Here is a 19,356-nt window from a genome sequence, read left to right as displayed (position 1 = left end):
TTTCTCTCCATTTTAAACTTGTCTTCATTATTTTGCAAACTCCTTTTGTACCATTTCAGCATGGGCTAAATGCGCTTTAAGTGTTGGGAGTACATCCTGCAATAATTTTTTTAATTCTGCATTTTGGCTTTGCGGTATCAGCAAATTTTCGACAGCGTCGATAACGGCTTTATGATAGGCAACTTCATTATCTATATAAGCTTTATCAAAGGCTTTCCCGGATTTTGAATTCAACTGTTTTTTTGTTTTTTCTGCATCAGACAAAAGCTTTTGGCTTACTGCATTATCTTTTGGAGTAACTCCTAATTTAGTAACCAATGCTACGGCCTGTTTAATTACGGCAGTGTGGTCATCGCTCATGGTTTGAGCAAATTTCAATGCATACGCACTTTTAGATTTTACTTTTGCAATATTTGCATAATTCACATCTATTTGATTAGCGACTACCGCTACAGAAGCTATTTCAGGATCGGATAATTTAGAGGTAGCAGATTGCGAGTATGCATTATCGGTAGTTAACATGCCTATGACCATCGCGGCCATAAAAGGCTTCATAAATTGTTTCATAATTTTTAAAGTTTAATTTATTTTATAACCAGTTAGAGTATCCGAAAGAAGGAAAGGTTACAATAAAATAAGAGGTGATAAAAGAAAGCTGACACCCGGCGGCATCATATTTTTTTCATAACGTTATCTACTATTTTATCACAATAGATGAGATTGAATTCGTAGATGTCTTCAGGAGAATATATTTTTTCTATTTCTTTTCGCAGCATCATTTTAGCACGGTTCAGGCGCACTTTTACATTTGCTGTTGTAATGTTTAATAATTCAGCAGTTTCGGCTACACTTAATCCGGTTAGTTCCCGCAGCGTAAAAGTCATCCTGTAATCTTCAGGTAAATTTTTGAGCGCAGTCTCAATAACATTTTTCAATTCTTTATTAACAACAGATCTGTCGGGGTTGCTATTTTTGGTAGTCAGAAACATTGCTCCGGAATTTTGGTTAACTGATATTTCTACAGTGGGCTTATTTCGAAAACTGAGTTTTTGAGATTTATGATAACATAGGTTCAGCATTATTCTTATAATCCATGTCTTAAAAGAAGAACGATTTTCAAACTTAGAAAGATTTTGAAAGCCGTTAATAAATGCTTCCTGCATTAAGTCTTCAGTATCCTGATGATTATACCCATAACCTCTACCTGTTTTATAAAGAACAGGATTATACCGCCGGATTAAAATCTCAAACAATGCCTTATTTCCTAATAAAATCTCCTGAATAACCACGGGGTCAGGGTATTGCTCAATATTCTTATAAACAGTAGCGTAATTCATAAAATAATGTTTTGTCTTTGAAATACTTTTTTCGTTAATAGACTCATCAAAACCTATTAGAGTGAGTAAGCAGCAGAAAGGTTACAGAAAAACAAATTTTGACTATCAGACAAATAAATTCTAATCTCTGAAATATCATGGAAATTCACCAATTCTAGTTCTATATCCATCAATAGTTCCTGGTCGCATAATTAAATTTGTTTATTTAAGTTTTCGATATTAGCTTGTTTCAAAATAGCCGCGAACGTCGTTGTATGCATCACTTCTTTAATTTACTTTGGAAATAATGGGTTTTTAGAATGTTCTTTAAGGGATAGCTGCAACCATTTTACATCGTGCCAGTTCCCAAGTTTATAAATGCCTTTTTCAAAAATGCCTACCTCCTGAAAGCCCAGGTTTTTATGAAATACTTCGCTTTTAGCGTTAGGCAGAACTACCCCGGCAAATACGTTGATTAAATTCTGAAGTTTAAGTATCTTGAATAGTGTCTGATAAAGGGTTTTTGCAACTCCTTTAGCATAATAGCCTGAGACAATATAAATACTTGTTGCTGCTGACCATTGATGACCCTGGGCCAGCCTGAACCTGTTAGCAAAAGTGTAGCCAATAATTATATCATTCATTTCACAAACCAAAACGGGGTAATAAGCAGCTATTTTTTTAATTTTTTTTGAAACCTCTGTCGGGTCCAGGATTTCATACTCGGGTGTTATGGTAGTTAACGTAACAATGGGTTTGTAAATTTCCAATACCTGGCTGATATCAGCGGTTTTTATGAGCCTTATAATGGGATTATTGTTCAACGTAATATTATTTTTTTACAGATGCTATACTTCACGATTACAGTAGTGATATTTTCAATCAATTTGATTTTTATTTTGCAACGCGTTACTATCCTTCCGTAAATTGCTGGTATGTGTTTAAGCCGCTCCAAATATGTTTTGAAATTACTTCTTCTTAATCAATCATATCCAGGAATTCACTTTTTACATCGGGCAGTAAGAACTTACCTCCGAAAAAAGAGGTTATGGTACTGCTGTTTGTATCTCTCACTCCCCTTGAAGAAACACAAAAATGCACTGCATCAATAACAACCGCAACATCATCAGTCTGCAGCACCGCTTTTAATTCTTCCGCAATTTCATTTGTAAGACGTTCCTGCACCTGCGGTCTTTTAGAATAATATTCCACTGTTCGATTAATTTTAGAAAGCCCGATAACTTTTCCGGTGGAGTAATAAGCAACATGCGCTTTGCCTATAATTGGAACAAAATGATGTTCGCAATATGTATAAACAGTAATATTTTTTTCAACAAGCATTCCATTATAATTGTACTTATTTTCAAAAAGCGTAATGCCCGGTTTGTTTTCAGTATTTAAACCGCTAAATATTTCTTTGACATACATCCTGGCAACCCGTTCAGGCGTATTCCTGAGGCTATCATCATTTATATCAAGACCTAATAAAACCATTATTTGCTTAAAATGTTCACGAATGAATTTTATTTTGGTTTCATCATCCAGGATATCCGTATTTGTGTGCTGTAATCTTTCAATCGGACTGCCAGGTATATTTCCGTTGATTTTTTTTAATTCAATTCCATTAAGATGCCCTGAAAATGTATTTCCATTTTGCTTCATGAGTTTCAATTAATTTTATTAATGTATTTTATAACGTTAGAGTAAATGAACTGAAGAAGGGTTACAAACTATAAGTCAGAAAATTTCTTTGCAGATTGCTGCAAGGGTTGGTTCTGCAAAATTTTTATTACTCTCGTCAAAATTATAGTGCCTTAATTAGTTTGGTATTAAAGTAACATTAGAAAGTGATTAGAAAATATCCTGTTCTATTCAATTAATTTTTTCAGTTTTTTTTCTTTTAAAATCGCAACATCTTTTCCGGTTAAACGAACAATTTTTTCTTTTTCCAGTTCTGTAATCATCCTGAAGAAAGTTTCGTAAGTAGTTCCTGCATAAGAAGCCAAGTCCTGTTTCGTTAATGTGATATTTATGTATCCTTCTCCGTTTTCACCAAAATCTTTTTTCAACATTAGCAGTGTTTCTGCAACACGAGATTTCACATCGAAGTGGACAAGATTTCCAATTCTTCTCTCCGCGTGTTGCAGCTCATTCGCGTAAAATTGCATGAGCGTATAAGTAAGCTGTGGATTTGTCTGTAAGGTAATCTCAAAAAAAGAGATATCTATAAAACAGAGTGTCACTTCTCCCAAAGCAGTTGCGGACACGGGATATACTTTTTGATTTCCCAGACCACGATAGCCAATTATATCGCCTTCTCTTGCAAAATGCAAAATGAGTTGCTTCTCCTTCCCCCATTTCCTGTGCACCTTTACATTTCCCTTAAATAAAAAATAGATTCCTTTTACTATACTTCCTTCTTCAAAAATTTTTTGCCCTTTTTTAAACTGAAAATTTTGCTTATTCGTTTGTATTGCAGGCAACCAATGTTTCAAACTATTCCTGCACAGGAAGCATGTTTTCAAATTGCAACTATTATGAGCTTTTTTCATATTGTAAGAACATCCTTTTTTTGTGTTTATTCAATCTATATGTTATCGTCTAAATATTTATTACTTAAAAATAGATACAAAATATGATATATATCATATTTTTGCTTTTTGATAAGATTAGAATTAATTCATGAAAAAAAATGAAAGACCCGAAAATGGAATCCCGATTTCAATTTCATTACAACCAACTCTTGATGCTGAAAATATTATTCCGCCTGCATCAGTACATAAGCAGAGATTGCTTACTATATCCGCGTTATCTGTATTAGTAGCAATTTGTATCAGCTTTATTGCCAAATTTCTCATTTATTTAATTAACCTGGTTACCAATATTTCTTTTTATGGAAACTGGTCTATGGCTCATTCAACTCCTGTAAACAATTTACTTGGCATAGGCGTAATTATTGTCCCCGTAGTTGGAGGAATTATTGTTGGGCTTATGGCTTTATATGGTTCCAAAGCAATACGCGGACATGGCATTCCTGAAGCAATGGAACAAATATTAACCAATCAAAGTAAAATCAAGCCAACGATTACTTATTTAAAACCAATTTCATCTGCTATTGCCATTGGTACTGGTGGACCATTTGGTGCCGAAGGTCCCATCATTGCAACGGGAGGCGCATTAGGCAGCACGTTAGGGCAATTATTAAAAATAACCCATAACGAAAGAAAAATATTATTGGCTGCGGGTTCAACAGCTGGTATGGCGGCAATTTTTGGAAGCCCTGTTTCCGCTATTTTTTTGGCCATTGAACTTTTATTGTTTGAATTTTCTCCCCGTTCTATAATTCCTGTTGCCTTAGCCTGTATTACTGGTGCGGCCGGCCATCACTTGCTGTTTGGTACAGGGCCGGTTTTCGCAGTAAATAAAATTATTGAAACGCCAGCTAATACTTCATTGGTTGCTTATAGTATAATGGGTATCGTAATCGGCTTTCTCTCGATAGGCGTTACAAAAATTGTCTACCTGATTGAAGACGGTTTTGAAAAGCTTCCTGTACATTGGATGTGGTGGCCTGCCATTGGAGGACTGGTAGTTGGTATAATCGGATATTTTGCTCCCCGTACACTCGGTGTTGGATACGTCAACATTACCGACCTGCTTTCAGTCAACATGACAATGCGTATAGTGTTGAATTTATGCGTCCTTAAATTTATTTCCTGGGCCATTGCATTAGGAAGCGGCACATCTGGCGGAACGCTTGCCCCCTTGTTCACGATAGGAGGAGCTGCCGGCATATTATTAGGTAGCCTGATTCTTTATCTCTTTCCTACATCCGGTGTCACGTTGCCATTGGCCGCATTAGTTGGCATGTCTGCTTTATTTGCCGGCGCATCAAGGGCTTTTTTAACCTCTATCATCTTTGCTCTTGAAACAACAGGCCAATCAAATGCATTATTACCCCTGTTAGCCACTTGCGGAGCATCTTACATTGTCTCCTATTTCCTAATGGAAAGCACCATAATGACCGAAAAAATTTCTCGGCGTGGCGTAAAAACTCCTGATTCTTATGAACCGGATATTTTAGAAAAAATTCCTGTTGAACAGGTAATGGAGAAAAATGGATTAATTATCAGCGGGGATAATAATATCAGCGAAGTATTGGACTGGCTTAATGATGAACCGGAATATAACCGCAATTATTTTATAGTTTCAAATGAAAATGGTGAGTACAAAGGCATTTTAAGTTCATCTAATTTATTCAATAAAATTCATAAAGCAGAAACTCCGATAGGGGAACTAATCAAACGCAAAAATATTTCAGTTTATATCGATGACAGCTTGCGGACGGCAGTGGAATTAATGGCCAAAGAAAATATAGACGTATTACCTGTTGTGTCTAAAGAAAGCAGCAATGTAATTGGCACATTATCCTATCAAAATATTATCGCCAGCTATAGACAAAGTATAGATGAACACACAGAAAAAAGCCCGGATATTTCATTGAAGAGAAGAGGCTTAAAAATGTTGGTTCGGGGACAACGAATGATTGCTAACTGGAAAACTAATACAGAATAATGTTTTCGCCTTAGGTCAGGATCAATAGTGAATTGAAATAAGATAATCTGTCTACAACAGCTATTAAAGATTATATAAATCTTGAGGATTCATGTCTGCGTCATTTTTCAGTAAGGATTTGTTCCTTTGAAAATCATATTTTTGCGCCGTGAAAAAATCATTAAAAATCATAGCTGTGTCGGGCATTTTACTCCTGTATTGCTTTGCTATTAGCATATACAGCAGCAATGCTTTTAGTTCCAGCGTTTTTTTTTCGCCACTTAAAACTTCAGAAAACCAACTTCATAAATCTGAAGTTTCACCAAAATTATTTTGCCACACAGCCCCAACGGAGAGTTCGGTATTTGCAGGTAGCCATATACCCGTTCCTTCTTTAAAAAACTCTTTGAGCGAATTTGCGGCCTGCGCCAAAGCAACACAGAAATTGTATTTGAGTGCAATTTCACAGTACAACTTTTACGCGCAAAATTTATTGATCCGGTTAAAACAAACCGACTTTATATATCCGTTCCATCATTTCTGGTAATCCATTTTTATTTATGCCTTGATAATAACAAGGCAATTGTATTTCCTTTTTTGGAGGTGTGAAATTTATTTTTATGCCTGTCGCGAAAATGTATTATTAAAAAAATAAAAAAATAAAATGGATTCAGGAACAATAATTATCGCAATACTATTTATACTCGTTTGCTCCGCACCATTTGTAATAATGGGCAGAAACAGCAAGAAACGAGAAAAACAATTTTTACGAACACTTTTAGAAATGGTATATAAAAATAATGGCAAGCTCTCTAATTACGACTTTTTAACGCATGCGGCGATCGGAATAGACAATGACACCAATCTGGTTCTTTTTGTAAAAAAAGTGAACGATATAGAAACCCATCAACTGGCAACTTTGCATGAAATTCAAAGGTGCTATGTGATAACCGCAACCAGAAACGGAAGAAATGAAGATGGCATCTTTAAAATCATTGACAAACTTGAATTGGTATTTGAACACCGGGACAAACGCAAAGCAGATACAATATTAGAATTTTATAACGCAGATTATAGCAGCCCGACATTAACTGGAGAACTTCAGCTAGTGGAAAAATGGTGTAAGATGCTCAATGATAAAATTGCCGTTTCTGCATCACAAGTAAAAATGATTGCGTAGGAAGTCACAACAAACTCTGTTTAATTACCTGGACACTTTTTAAATTGAATAAAAGGCGATGGAGTCTGTTTTGTTCAATTTTTGTAATGGGCCCTGTGATAAGCTTGTCGTGATTTATTTATACAGCAACGTCTAAATAGCCAAGGCTCATTATTATTTTACCGTTTATCTCACGGGTTCAAAAGCACCTACATATCTTTAGGCTCTTTTATAGCTTTCTTTTCCTTTACGAGTTGAAACGATGGCGGTGCGCCGCTAACAGTCACTTTATCTTCATAAAAATACTGTCTTCCCCAAATGCTCGTCAGTTCCTCTATTTGAATTGGCTTATTATTAATTTCCCATGAATATTTTATTGAGAATATAGCACGAACGGGGCCATCCGCTATTTCTTTATAGGTTTCACTTTTGATACCGGTGCCGCCTACACGAATTAATGTGTCTTTTCCATTTGCATCTTTCGCCAGTATCGCAATGGCGCCAGCGCCTAAGGAATTGCCGACATGCAATATATCCATTCCCCAATCTGCAAGGTTATGGTACGAGGGTTCAACTTTAGTTCCCACGCTATCCATTACCATCCTGCATACTCTTTTACCATAAATATCTTTCCCGTTCCTGGTATCAAAGTATAAACGAAACGCCACTTTATCGTTTTCCCATGCGGGGCCTTCCGTTAGGTAAGGCGGCAGCGGATGCATGCTAAAATCAGTCGGCGGATTTTTTACGGGCATCGTATCTTTTGTAATTGTCGGTCCAAAACTATCATCTGCATTTTTTTTACGCACCCTTACGTGAGCCAGAACTACGGCGCCTTTTGGCGTTCCTTCATCGGATATACCAAGCATAAGAGAAACTTTATCAAATGGCGCAAATGAATAAAGAAATGTCGCTTCATCCCAGTTTCCATCACCATCCAAATCATCAAACTGAACAATTTCCTTTTTATCATCACTTGTTTTTACCGAGATAAATTTCCCATCAGGAATATTTCTAATTTTTTTCTGCAGCATATCCCTTGTTAATACTATCAATTCGTCATTACGGATAAGGTTATTGGGATTTACCAACGTTATTTCTGAATCAGAATGATTTTTACATTGCGACAAACAAAAAAAGATGGGAGTAATAATCAGCAGGGATTTGAGTTTAATCATAATTTATTTTTAACATATTTACTTTTCTATATAAAAATTTCTTGCTACAGGCCTTGCACTTTGATAGAACGGTTCTATCGAGCTCCCTATTTGGCACGCAACAACGGCTATCCTTACCGGATATTTACTGCGTTTAGGTATCTCCGTTAAAACAATCTTATCTCCATCGATAATTGCAGGTCCTGACATTATATAATATTGAATGGGCAGACCTGAACTTGCAATAGCATGTAACTTTAGCTGCTTTATGCCTGCTTTCTGATTTTTTATAAAAGGAAAATTAATTTGCTGCTCTTTGCCATTTGTAAATTGATAATGAACTGAAAGTGTTGCGGGCTGCACTGCTCTTCTGAATGAAACATTACCCGGCTGGTCGGCCATTATCATTACGTTTCGCGGTTGTTGCCTGTCAAATTGAATCTTAAATGTGGTGTCATTCACCTGAACAGCCGGGCCCATTACATGGTATAATTTTATTTTACCATTCGCATGATTTAGCGCTTTCCCTGAATCAATTAATCCTCCGGGAACCTGGTGAAGGAAACCACCATGCACATGAAATGTTACTCCATCTTTTTCGGGCAACCATTTAAGATGAACGTAACCATTTCTTTCTACCGGAAGTGTGTCACCATGCTGCACGAAGGTCAGCATCTGTTTCTCCTTCGGATACCTGTAGCCGTTAAAAGCTACCGCGGCTTTTGCCATCTCGCCATCAAAGAACCAATAGGCATGATGCGGATCGCCTTTGTATTGAAGGTATGGCGCGGTATGAAAATGATCAGGTGTAAGGCCACCCGTATCTGTAAGCCAGCCATCTTCAGGCTTAATGCTTTTTAATATCACTTTACCGTTAGCTGGCTTGTCATTGGGAAGCCGGTACTTACAGGCTTTATGAATAAAAAGGGATAAGAATTCCGATTGGTCATCTGTCCAATCCATGTGGCATCCGCCATGATTGAATGCTGCTCCAATTAGATTATCTTCACTCTTGTTTCGTAGTGCAGCGGTAGTTTTTCTTACTACAGGCCAGAAAAAATCACGGTCGCCCGAGCGGCCATCATTGTATTCAGGCAACTCAGAAGTCTGCCCAACAATATATAACAAGGGTATATTTTTAAAGGCGACGGTATCAGGCATTGGATAGGTTCTTATTGGCACAGCGGCAATTACACGACCAGGTCTTTGCGCTGGATAATTCCACGTCATACGGCCATTCCAGGAGTGACCGGTAACAATCAACGGGGCATTTTCAATTTCACTATACCCTGAAACAACAGCAAGGTCCCTGAACATTGTATCCATCAAAGCCGCAGCTTCCTGCTTCATTTCATATGTAATTACCGATTGCTCACCATCTGCCAGCCAGACCATAGCCAGGTTTTCTTCGGCAGCAGTTTTGCGTACAACAGGCGATTCCATCCAGTTGCGCTCCAACGCATTTTCCGCGGCAAAGATGATGCCTCGTACATAAGTGCATTTAGGCGGTATCCACAAATAGGCTGTTCTCGTACCAACGGGAACCTTATATTGGTATACTGCATCGTAAGGAGATTTTTGCGCAGATGAATTATAAAACACCAACAACAGAACCAGTAAAGCCAGGACATGTTTATAATTTTTTCTTTGATGCATCAGATGGTTCTTATTGCTTTGTATTATCAATATTGATCAACAACATTTTATCCTTATCATATTTTATTGAAGCCGGTTTATCATTAACCGTAAGACTATTAATATTGCCCGGTGCAAGCGATGCTTCAATTAAGGGCTCGCCCTGCAATTGCACATGCATTTTTTTGCCCTCCTTTTCAGCATACATAAAAACTTCCGATAAAGAGCTTAATACAACAGTACCATTCCTGCGCAGGTAATTTCCATTACTGATGAAATACGATGAAAGCTGTGAATGATCGTTCTGTCAGCGTTATCTTTACTCAATGAACTATAGATTGCGTCAAATGTTACCGATGCGATCCAGTTAGTATGACTGGTACCGAGACCTGCATTCCAACGTGGCGTTCTATCATCCATACCATCCCATTCTTTCTTATTCACCACCTCCATAAGCAATGCTTTTGCTCTTGCTGCATAACGATCATCTTTTGTTACATTATAGGCTAGTGCCAGTTGTTCCATATTGCCGCCCGCAGGTCGTTGCAGCCAGTTGTCGCATCGTTGTTTTAATGCATTCCAATTAGCCGCCATTAATGTATCCGTCTTAATTCTTTCTTTTAAAAGATTTACCCGCTGAGTTGTATAGAAAAGATAAGGATGTTGTTTCTGGGCAAGAACCTGGTTAATACTTATAACCAAAATACCAGCCATTATAAAAGTTCTTATTGCTGATGATTTGCGGGAATGTGTGAGAGCACCAGGTGATGGGTTAAGCGATGAAAAATAAATAGTGGACTCAAAGTGATTATTTTCCACCTTTTGATAATAGTTATTTTTTTTCATAATTATTTTTTTCGGTGCATTCAAAAGATCCTGCCTAATCAATAAATTGCCAGTCAACAACCGAATATTGATTTGCAGAAACTGCTGTTGCTTTATCTCTCATTAAATCACCCTTTTTCAAATCATTATCCCAGGCAATTTCTACCTTGTTTAACGTAGGTTTATATTCTCCGACTTCTTCATATAACACTTCAGGCTTTTCATTTCTTCCAAAAACCAATGCCATAAGATTCCAGCTATCAGGATCTTCGGTATGCAGTGTCGGTTTAGCCAGAGGCAAGATTGTACCTGCTTTTATGAACAATGGTATTTTGTTTAATGGAACATCTATCGCATATTCTTTTTTACCCGCATACTTCTCGTGCGACCAGAAGTCAAACCAATTGCCTTCGGGTAAATAAACTTTCCTGTTCTTCTCGCCTTCAACAACCGGCGCAACAATCATATTATCTCCTACCAAAAATTGGTTGCTGATATTTCGAACTGCCGGATCATCGGGGTAATTGATCACTAACGCCTTGAAGGGTGGAATTCCTTCTTTTTTATAACGAACAAATGCTGCGTGCAGGTAAGGAATTAGTTTCATTCGCAGCTCAATTATTTCCCTGCATTGCGCTTCGAGTTCTTGCCAATTGTCTGCAAAATGCCCTTCGTTATTGGCCTTGCGTTCAATTTGTTTCCATGGTGCATTCTTCAGATACCACGCATTGATCATTGCCAATGGCGAAAAAATAACAGATTGTAATCTCCTGATGAGGTCTTCATTACTTTTGGCGTCTCTTACTTCGGGCGTCCAAAGCAAACCACTAAAAGATGATTGTGCCACGGCATGTATGTACGTTTTATGATTATATAAATCGCTATATAAAACAAAAGGGTAAGGCGCAGCCAATGCACCGGATGACCGAACCAATCCATACGTGCGTTCTTTCTTTTGATTAAAAACCTCTACTAATGTATCCTGGTAACGTAAACCAAATAAGCTATGCGTTTGTTCTCCATCCGCGCCGGAAGGAAATTTACTTAACTCCGGAAATGACCAGTTACCGGTAAAATCAGAATTATCACATTCATCTGCTTTATATCCTGACACACCTATATCCACATGCTCTTTTTTATGAAAGGCTCCATAAATTTTCCTCGTTTCCTTTTGAATGAAATCAGGAACCAACCCATCCCAAACCAGGTAATCCCCGGAATAAGGAATCAGATCATCGTGGATGGGTGACAAGGAATGTACAAAGGCATGTTCCCATAAGTTAACCCGGAAATGATCTGCTTTTAAATCTTTAATCATCCGGGCGGGATCAGGAAATTTATCGCTCCATACATAAGAACAGGAATAAGAATGCGATTGCCAATGCGGTTCCAGTCCCAATACATCACAAGGTATTTTACTACTCCGAAAATATTCGCCCATCTTCTTTACTTCCTCCTGTGTAAAATCCGACTGAACCCTGTACCAAAAACCCAGGCCCCAACGGGGAGGCAAAACACCTCCCCCCGAAAATAAATTATAGCGCTGTATAACATTTAATAAAGTTGGCCCGCCAAATATATATACATCCACTCCCTTTGCTTTTGGCACCTCTACCATTATTTCACTATCAGTTCCAAATCCCATACGTTCATAAGGACCTTTTAATGCATTCCATCCATCAGTTCCTTCTTTTTTCAGCGATTCCTTTTTTACAGCACTTTTCTTTTTCTTATTACCCATATAAAAAGTGGCATAGCGGGCCGTGTCAACAAATATGCCGTATCCGGCAGTAGAAACAAAAAAGGGAACAGGAGCATGGGAATCACCGGAATCAATAATAGGATCGGCGTTTACTCTTAATTTCTTTTTTAATCCTCTTTGCTGAAACGATTGAAATTGCAATCCCAGTCCATATAAATATTCATCTGATTGTAACGGCAAATGAACTATCGTGCCGCGTTTATTCACTTCAAACTTAATATCAACAGGGCATTTATTTACTTCGGGCAAGTCCTGCAGAGCCTGGTAATCAGGCGGCACATTTCGTGTACCCTGCGGCGTTATTTTTTCCGGTGTTCCAAATGTAAATTTCCATATGCCAGGCAGCAAATTTGTATTTCCCGGATCTGCTAAATGATCCGTCAATTGCTGAGCGGCAATACCGGATGAAACCATCATCATTCCCGAGACGGCACCAAGTCTATTAATAAATTTTCTTCTTTCCATAATTATAAAATATGTTTTGACGTTTGAAGAACAGGCTAATTGCTGCAATCAAATTTTTTATAAATAGTTTTTCAAACAAATATTAGCGTTTACTCTTTACTTATTTCAACCGCCAATACACCACGTATCGCTCTCTATGTATATCATATAAAGGTTTTAATGTCATTCCTTCTTTTACAGTTTTAAAAGAGAGCGGTTTATCTTTTACCGGTTGTATGTATTGATCAATATGATTTGTATCGAGCGTAAGCGTGGTGTCAATGTTGCCCGGAACATGATAATTGTAAGTGTAATAGTCATTGCGATTAGTGGGATCAGAGTAGGGCTCCCTGCCTGTGAAATTCTCTGTTCCCATTTCACCTGCCAAAACAATAGGGCCATACGCTATGGCAACAAGATCGTGATCATTATTAGCAGGGATGGTATGCAGATGCATCGCGTAATTTACTTCTATGCGGTCGCCGGTTTTCCATTTACGGTTAATAGCAATATAACTATCGGATGCCTGTTTAACTTTTATAGCTTTCCCGTTTACTTTTAATGTAACACCTTCAGTTGCCCATGAAGGATAACGAATGTTGATGGTCATGCTTACATTATTGGCGGAATCGATTGTATACATCATTCTCGCATTGTCAGGAAATTGTGTCTCCTGTCTCAACTTAAAACCTTTCTCTCTCCATCGCAATTCTGAAGAGATAAAAAGATCCACAAATAATGCATCGCTTGTATGATAATAAATTGCCTCGCCATATTTTGCCTGGTTCTCAAAACCTGTACCCACACAGCACCAGAAAGAACTGTCTGGCGTACTATACACTTTGTGCGCACCGGGCAGCATGGGTAAAAAATAAGCGATCATTCCTGTTGCAGGATCCTGCTGGCCGAGTATGTGATTGAACAATGCTTTTTCATAATAGTCGGCGTATTTAATATTACCTGTGTGAATATAAAGATGCCGGGTAAGTTTGAGCATGTTATATACATTGCAGCTTTCGCCTGTAAAGCCCGTTAAATGATCTGATATATCATCGGGTTTAAAAAAATGTTCCTTATCACTATTGCTGCCGGTTGCGAATGAATGATGCGAAACGACAGTTTGCCAGAAAAATTTTGCAATGGAATCCTCTCCGGTTTTATCTTCTATTTCATAATCACGGGTAAGGCCGATAAGTTTGGGGATATAGGTATTGGCATGAGTGCCCTGCAGAATGTCTTCATCAGCTTTTAGCGGATCAAGCATTTTATCGTCATAAAAAAAATCGCCCAGCCATTTATCATGTTCATTGCCGGTGATAGCGTAAAGATTATAGAAGGTTTCATTAATGCCACCAAATTCATTTCGTAACATTACTTCACGCTGCATTTCATTCAAGAGCTTCAATTTCTGATACGCCCATGATGACATGCCTTTTGCTATATCAACCGCCTGCTGGTTATTGCAATAAAGATACTGGTCAATTAAACCGGCCAATATTTTATGCAGTGTATACCAGGGCGCCCATACTTTTTTACCTTCTATATTCCGGTTGATAAACTCTTGCGGGAAAGCACTGAGATAACCGTCCTGGTTAAGTGTTTTCTGCACTTTAGCAAGTATAGATACAATAGTGTCAGCTTTCAGTTTATATATTTCCTTTCCCGTGGAAGCGTACATAAGTGCCAGGCCAGATAAGATGTGCCCGGTAGAATGTCCACGCAGTTCACAATCCAGGGATTCCCATCCACCTAATTTTTCTACTGCATCATAACCACCTTCATCGGCATCGTACATACCAGCATTAACACAGAAACTATGCAATAAACTTTTGGTATTTATGGAAAGTAACCAGCTCTGCTCTCTTTCCATGTTCTGTTTAAAGCGACTATCGAGCAGATGAACATCGTCGAGATCAAAACTATAAACTGCGGGCTGCAGTTCATCTTTTAATGCAAATTTTCCGGCATGCTGACCCGGGTAATGTGATTGTGCAGAACATATTGATGTTGAACAATTCAACATTATGACCATGACAAACAGTTTTTTTATATAGTTATTCATGATTTGCTTTATTAATAACTTCTCTCACCATCATCTCTAATACAGGACTTGTATAAAATGAGGAAAAGCCATTTTTAAATCCTGTTACATGAGTAAGAAAAAATCCATAAACATGATTCGTTTTATCAATCCAGGGATAAGCGCCAGCCCAGGAGGGACTGCTTATTAATGTTGCCTCTCCATTGTGATTTACTTCCTCACGCCATTCACCTAAACCATAAATATCTTTGCGTTTACTTCCTCTTACGTGTTCAACAAATTCACCTGGCTTTACAAGAGCATTTCCAACATGATCTGCCTGCATGGTTTGTATTGCCTTGTATGATAAAATTCTTTTTCCATGATACATTCCATTATTGTAAATCATAGAAAGAAAATGTTCATAATCATGCAATGTGCTTCTTGCCCCGCCGCCCAACATTGGTGCATGTCCGCCTGCGGAATCAACGGGTGTAAAATGTGTATGCAACATTCCTAATGGTATCGCTATTTTTTCTTCAAATAAAGTTTCCCAGTTTTTACCTGTTGCCAGTTCAGCCACGCGGCCAGCAACATTCATTGCAAGACCACCGTATTTAAACATAGTGCCCGGCAATGTATCTGCTGGAAGATTGACAATGTGCGCCACAGATTCTTTTAAAGATTGATAAATATCTATCGGTTTATCTTTCGGTTGGTAATCAGGATAACCGGCAGTATGTGATAAAAGCTGCGCTAAAGGTGCTTCACCTTTTACATCCTTAAACCCGGGCAACCATTTTTTCACTTTGTCACTCCAATTCAATTTGCCTTCATCAACAACAGCAGCGATCGTTGCTGCCGCTAGCCATTTTCCTGCTGAAGCAATGAAAACCACACTATTGGTATTATAGCTGCCAAAATATTTTTCATATACAGGCTTGTTATTTTCTGCAATGATGATGGAAGCACCGTTATAATATCCGCTATCAATCCATGATTGAATTTTATTTTGAATAGATGAAAAATCGTAGCTATTTTTTTTATGTAACTCTTGCGCTAATAACTGCTGCGATGAAAATGAAATGAATAAAAATGTGCAACAGGAAAATGCGCCGCAAAATAAACGATAACTATATGGAGAAAATTTCTTCCTCATTATTTTATTGTATTCCTAAATCTTTTTGAATTTGCTCTAATGTTCGTCCTTTTGTTTCAGGCATTACTTTCCAGATGAAAATCAATGACACCAACATCATAGCGCTGTAAAATACAAATGAATAAAAACCACCATTGGGGCTGCCTTCCACTACTATGGGAAACGTCCATGATATGATAGCCGCCATTATCCAATGGGTAAAACTTCCTAATGAACCGCCCTGCGAACGAACTGAGTTAGGAAATATTTCTGAAATAAATACCCAGATAACGGCTCCTTGTGAAAAGGCAAAGAACGCAATAAATCCAATTAGATAAATTAATACGTTAGTGCTCATTGTACCGCCATGACTAAATGCATAAGCGGTTAAACCAAGAAATACAATCATGCCGGCAGCGCCGATAAGAAGCAATGTTTTCCTTCCAAATCTATCAATCATGGTCATGGCAAGCAAGGTAAAGAATAAGTTGGCAGCGCCAATATAGACTGGCTGCAGGTAAGCCTGGTCTTTTGAAAAACCTGCCATTTCAAATATGCGTGGCGCATAATATAAAATTGCGTTTATGCCTGACAGTTGGTTAAACATTGCAAGGAGCATCGCATATAAAATGGGCTTTTTGTATTTACCATTGAATAAACTTTCCTTTATTCCTTTTTTTGACAGTTCATGTTCTTCACGGATTAATGCAAGCGCATCATGCTCACCGGTTTTTGCAAAAATAAGCTTCGCTTCTTCATCACGGTTATTCAATACCAGCCAACGCGGGCTTTCGGGAATACTTCTCAATAGTAATGCAAATAACGCAGCCGGTACTACCATTATTCCCAGCATCCATCTCCATGAATCTTCACCGATATTCACAAACAGGAAGTTAGTGAGATAAGCTACAAAAATTCCTGTAACGATCATTAATTGAAAAGAGCCCGCAAGCCTTCCACGTTGGCTCGCAGGAGCAATTTCAGAAATATACATTGGGCCAACTACCGACGATGCGCCTACTGCAAGGCCGCCAAAAAATCTGGCTATGATAAATAACAACCAAATTGGCGTGACTGCACAGCCAATCGCCGAGAACAAGTAAAGGATGGCAATAATTGACAATACTTTTTTTCTTCCATAACGCTGCGCAGGTATCCCGGCTACCATGGCACCAATGACGGTACCAATAAGGCTGGAAGCAACTGTAAACCCCTGCCAAAAAGCGCTCAACGACCACAACTGCTGAATAGTTTTTTCAGCGCCGGAAATAACCGCTGTTTCAAAACCAAATAAAAAACCTCCGAGTGCGGCTATTAGCGAAACACGAATAACGTAACCCGATTTTGGTGTATTAAGTGTAGATGTCTCTGTAGAAATTTGCATAGTAAATCATTTATGGTTTGTCGTTATATTTAATTCCTCGTCTTGCCAAAATTATTTATCATCTTAACTTTTATCACCTCTTAAAATTTAAATTATACCAATGCATTGCGGATCTATAACGCATCATAAATGCTTTTTCCTTCTTTCAATTTCTTTGATCTTAGCAATGCTTCCATATAATAATAGTCACCATAAATAATGGATGCATCAATCTCACTGCCGGCAGGTTTATGTCCTGTGCAATGCAATAAAAAAGCATCATTCACATTACGGCTTTGGTATTTTTCCGAAGAAAGGGATGCAAGCATTTTCTCCGCCTTACTCCTATACTCAGTCGCTTTTGCTTTGTCGGAAACAAATGTTGACAATTCTAATAAAGCAGAAGCAGTTACTGCCGCCGCAGAAGCATCTTTCGGTGCATTCGGAATATCAGGCGCATTAAAATCCCAATAAGGAACCATATCATCCGGGAGATCTCTCAAATACCTCTCGGCTACCTTTTCTGCAAAGTCAAGAAATTTTGGATCTTTGGTTTCACGATACACCATTGTGAATCCATAAACAGCCCACGCCTGTCCGCGTGCCCACATGGATGAATCGGCATATCCCTGGTGTGTGATTTTTTTGATTGGCTTTCCGGTTAGGGTATCGTAAACAACCACATGGTAAGAGGAGTAATCAGGGCGAAAATGGTTTTTCATCGTTGTCTCCGCATGCTTAACTGCCATATCGTATAACCGTTGTCCTCCGCCATTTTTAGATGCCCAAAATAATAACTCCAGGTTAATCATGTTGTCGATAATTGTATTGTGACCCCCGAGATTTTTCACTTCGCGGGGCCACGATAATATCGTACCTACTTTTGGATTAAACAGGGTGGCTAATGTATCTGCTGCCGCAATTAATATTTTTTTATATGAAGTATCTTCAGTTAAACGAAAACCATTTCCGAAACTGCAGTTCATCTGAAAACCAAGATCGTGATCGTTTGCAGGATTATACGCAAGCGGGGTTAAAATTTTAGAAAATTTATGAGCTCTATTTTTCCAGGCAGTATCCTTTGTGAATTCATAAGTGTACCATAAAATCCCCGGCCAGAAGCCGCTGCACCAGTCTTTATAATTAACCATACTCCATTGTGTACTTCCATTGGCAATGTTTCTTGGAAGGCTGTCATAATTATTTAATGAGTTGGCAGTTTTTGTTACCTGTTGCACACAGTAATCCAGGTTTTTGTTTACGTCAAATTTATTGCCTGTTGTGCATCCGACCATAACCATTAAAGCAATCGATGTGATAATTGATAGTAGTTTCATTTAATTTTATTTTAATTTTTCGTATACGCTAATCCGGTAGTTACATATATTAGCATAAATTACGGATCACATCTCCGCTACGTTCAACACCCGCAAGGTAAACTGTTCCAGAAAGGGTATTGAATAAAGTATTGCCGCCGGAGGCATAGTTCCCAAAACTCTATAGTGAATTGCAAGGGTCAGAAACAGCATTAGAAAATGTATCCGCCTATATTTCATCTTATTCAGTTTTTTTGAAAATAATATCTTCTACGTGATTGCCTGCATAAATACCGGCAAGGTCGCTAGTCTTATACCAGACCGGCTTCTCTTTCATACCATCGTAGTACAACTTTCCATTGATAACCAGGTTTTCAAATACAATGTGTTTCACTATACGATCATCACTGTATCCATCAATTACCGACATAGCAGCATGTTGGCCATTGTAAACAATGTTTTTAAACAGCACATTTTCTACACCTCTGCCAGGTGAAGTGCAATACTTGGAATTGAAAAATACCCGTACATTAAACAATTGCCCCTTTCTGAAATCTTCTACCCTGATATTCTCAAAGCGAACATTCTTTACGAGGTTGTTGTCTCCCGCATCGATGCTCATGCAACCCTGGTAGTCAATCTGTGCCTCGTTGTGATCGAGTATATC

16 protein-coding genes and 1 pseudogene are annotated in these 19,356 nt (G+C 38.2%); 2 read left to right on the top strand and 15 right to left on the bottom strand.

Annotated elements, in window-relative coordinates:
- Positions 1-27 precede the first annotated feature (27 nt).
- The 5 genes from ACO1O5_RS16270 to ACO1O5_RS16250 all read right to left on the bottom strand — a co-directional run bounded on the left by ACO1O5_RS16270 (position 28) and on the right by ACO1O5_RS16250 (position 3,868).
- A complete protein-coding gene (locus ACO1O5_RS16270) occupies positions 28-567 on the bottom strand; it encodes a DUF4142 domain-containing protein (protein WP_486272071.1) in 540 nt (179 codons plus the stop codon).
- Between the two features lie 104 nt (positions 568-671).
- The gene (locus tag ACO1O5_RS16265; protein ID WP_486272069.1) at positions 672-1,337 is read right to left on the bottom strand and encodes a sigma-70 family RNA polymerase sigma factor; all 666 of its coding nucleotides are present in this window, start codon (positions 1,335-1,337) and stop codon (positions 672-674) included.
- Positions 1,338-1,609: 272 nt separating this feature from the next.
- Positions 1,610-2,140, bottom strand: coding sequence for a GNAT family N-acetyltransferase (locus ACO1O5_RS16260; protein ID WP_486272067.1), 531 nt, complete (start codon positions 2,138-2,140; stop codon positions 1,610-1,612).
- A 154-nt stretch (positions 2,141-2,294) separates the two neighbouring features.
- On the bottom strand, positions 2,295-2,978 hold the full coding sequence (gene folE, locus ACO1O5_RS16255; protein ID WP_486272065.1) for a GTP cyclohydrolase I FolE: 684 nt from the start codon (positions 2,976-2,978) through the stop codon (positions 2,295-2,297).
- Positions 2,979-3,184: 206 nt separating this feature from the next.
- Positions 3,185-3,868, bottom strand: a complete 684-nt coding sequence (locus ACO1O5_RS16250; RefSeq protein WP_486272064.1) for a Crp/Fnr family transcriptional regulator — start codon at positions 3,866-3,868, stop codon at positions 3,185-3,187.
- 130 nt (positions 3,869-3,998) lie between these two features.
- Between ACO1O5_RS16250 and ACO1O5_RS16245 the strand changes: the two genes are divergently transcribed.
- Entirely contained in the window at positions 3,999-5,891 is a 1,893-nt protein-coding gene (locus tag ACO1O5_RS16245; RefSeq protein ID WP_486272062.1) for a chloride channel protein, read from the top strand.
- Between the two features lie 643 nt (positions 5,892-6,534).
- The gene (locus ACO1O5_RS16240) at positions 6,535-7,050 is read left to right on the top strand and encodes a hypothetical protein (RefSeq protein ID WP_486272060.1); all 516 of its coding nucleotides are present in this window, start codon (positions 6,535-6,537) and stop codon (positions 7,048-7,050) included.
- A gap of 188 nt (positions 7,051-7,238) precedes the next feature.
- Here ACO1O5_RS16240 and ACO1O5_RS16235 read toward each other — a convergent pair whose 3' ends face one another.
- From ACO1O5_RS16235 to ACO1O5_RS16190, 10 genes and pseudogenes are all read right to left on the bottom strand, one after another.
- Positions 7,239-8,207: a DUF4861 family protein gene (locus tag ACO1O5_RS16235; protein WP_486272059.1), complete on the bottom strand. Its 969-nt coding sequence runs from the start codon at positions 8,205-8,207 to the stop codon at positions 7,239-7,241.
- A gap of 18 nt (positions 8,208-8,225) precedes the next feature.
- On the bottom strand, positions 8,226-9,842 hold the full coding sequence (locus ACO1O5_RS16230) for a hypothetical protein (protein ID WP_486272057.1): 1,617 nt from the start codon (positions 9,840-9,842) through the stop codon (positions 8,226-8,228).
- 10 nt (positions 9,843-9,852) lie between these two features.
- Entirely contained in the window at positions 9,853-10,029 is a 177-nt protein-coding gene (locus tag ACO1O5_RS16225; RefSeq protein WP_486272055.1) for a hypothetical protein, read from the bottom strand.
- A gap of 20 nt (positions 10,030-10,049) precedes the next feature.
- Positions 10,050-10,667 (bottom strand): hypothetical protein, encoded by a 618-nt coding sequence (locus ACO1O5_RS16220; RefSeq protein ID WP_486272053.1) that lies wholly within the window; start codon positions 10,665-10,667, stop codon positions 10,050-10,052.
- A 34-nt stretch (positions 10,668-10,701) separates the two neighbouring features.
- On the bottom strand, positions 10,702-12,873 hold the full coding sequence (locus tag ACO1O5_RS16215; protein ID WP_486272051.1) for a TIM-barrel domain-containing protein: 2,172 nt from the start codon (positions 12,871-12,873) through the stop codon (positions 10,702-10,704).
- Positions 12,874-12,973: 100 nt separating this feature from the next.
- A complete protein-coding gene (locus ACO1O5_RS16210; protein ID WP_486272049.1) occupies positions 12,974-14,914 on the bottom strand; it encodes a glycoside hydrolase family 127 protein in 1,941 nt (646 codons plus the stop codon).
- Positions 14,907-16,031: a serine hydrolase domain-containing protein gene (locus ACO1O5_RS16205; RefSeq protein ID WP_486272047.1), complete on the bottom strand. Its 1,125-nt coding sequence runs from the start codon at positions 16,029-16,031 to the stop codon at positions 14,907-14,909. Before ACO1O5_RS16205 ends, ACO1O5_RS16210 begins: the two co-directional genes overlap by 8 nt.
- A gap of 4 nt (positions 16,032-16,035) precedes the next feature.
- A complete protein-coding gene (locus tag ACO1O5_RS16200; RefSeq protein WP_486272045.1) occupies positions 16,036-17,394 on the bottom strand; it encodes a sugar porter family MFS transporter in 1,359 nt (452 codons plus the stop codon).
- 113 nt (positions 17,395-17,507) lie between these two features.
- Complete coding sequence (locus tag ACO1O5_RS16195; RefSeq protein WP_486272043.1) at positions 17,508-18,710, bottom strand: glycoside hydrolase family 88 protein; 1,203 nt, start codon at positions 18,708-18,710, stop codon at positions 17,508-17,510.
- Positions 18,711-18,930: 220 nt separating this feature from the next.
- Positions 18,931-19,356: pseudogene (locus ACO1O5_RS16190) on the bottom strand (endo-polygalacturonase); the annotation flags it as partial.

Source organism: Ginsengibacter sp., from assembly GCF_057362405.1.
This window is presented reverse-complemented; position numbering and strand designations above follow the sequence as displayed.

What these genes read in the sequence shown, in the direction of transcription:
- ACO1O5_RS16270 (WP_486272071.1), bottom strand. Translation starts at nt 567, where the DNA reads ATGAAACAATTTATGAAGCCTTTTATGGCCGCGATGGTCATAGGCATG.
- ACO1O5_RS16265 (WP_486272069.1), bottom strand. Translation starts at nt 1,337, where the DNA reads ATGAATTACGCTACTGTTTATAAGAATATTGAGCAATACCCTGACCCC.
- folE (WP_486272065.1), bottom strand. Translation starts at nt 2,978, where the DNA reads ATGAAGCAAAATGGAAATACATTTTCAGGGCATCTTAATGGAATTGAA.
- ACO1O5_RS16250 (WP_486272064.1), bottom strand. Translation starts at nt 3,868, where the DNA reads ATGAAAAAAGCTCATAATAGTTGCAATTTGAAAACATGCTTCCTGTGC.
- ACO1O5_RS16245 (WP_486272062.1), top strand. Translation starts at nt 3,999, where the DNA reads ATGAAAAAAAATGAAAGACCCGAAAATGGAATCCCGATTTCAATTTCA.
- ACO1O5_RS16240 (WP_486272060.1), top strand. Translation starts at nt 6,535, where the DNA reads ATGGATTCAGGAACAATAATTATCGCAATACTATTTATACTCGTTTGC.
- ACO1O5_RS16235 (WP_486272059.1), bottom strand. Translation starts at nt 8,207, where the DNA reads ATGATTAAACTCAAATCCCTGCTGATTATTACTCCCATCTTTTTTTGT.
- ACO1O5_RS16230 (WP_486272057.1), bottom strand. Translation starts at nt 9,842, where the DNA reads ATGCATCAAAGAAAAAATTATAAACATGTCCTGGCTTTACTGGTTCTG.
- ACO1O5_RS16225 (WP_486272055.1), bottom strand. Translation starts at nt 10,029, where the DNA reads ATGTATGCTGAAAAGGAGGGCAAAAAAATGCATGTGCAATTGCAGGGC.
- ACO1O5_RS16220 (WP_486272053.1), bottom strand. Translation starts at nt 10,667, where the DNA reads ATGAAAAAAAATAACTATTATCAAAAGGTGGAAAATAATCACTTTGAG.
- ACO1O5_RS16215 (WP_486272051.1), bottom strand. Translation starts at nt 12,873, where the DNA reads ATGGAAAGAAGAAAATTTATTAATAGACTTGGTGCCGTCTCGGGAATG.
- ACO1O5_RS16210 (WP_486272049.1), bottom strand. Translation starts at nt 14,914, where the DNA reads ATGAATAACTATATAAAAAAACTGTTTGTCATGGTCATAATGTTGAAT.
- ACO1O5_RS16205 (WP_486272047.1), bottom strand. Translation starts at nt 16,031, where the DNA reads ATGAGGAAGAAATTTTCTCCATATAGTTATCGTTTATTTTGCGGCGCA.
- ACO1O5_RS16200 (WP_486272045.1), bottom strand. Translation starts at nt 17,394, where the DNA reads ATGCAAATTTCTACAGAGACATCTACACTTAATACACCAAAATCGGGT.
- ACO1O5_RS16195 (WP_486272043.1), bottom strand. Translation starts at nt 18,710, where the DNA reads ATGAAACTACTATCAATTATCACATCGATTGCTTTAATGGTTATGGTC.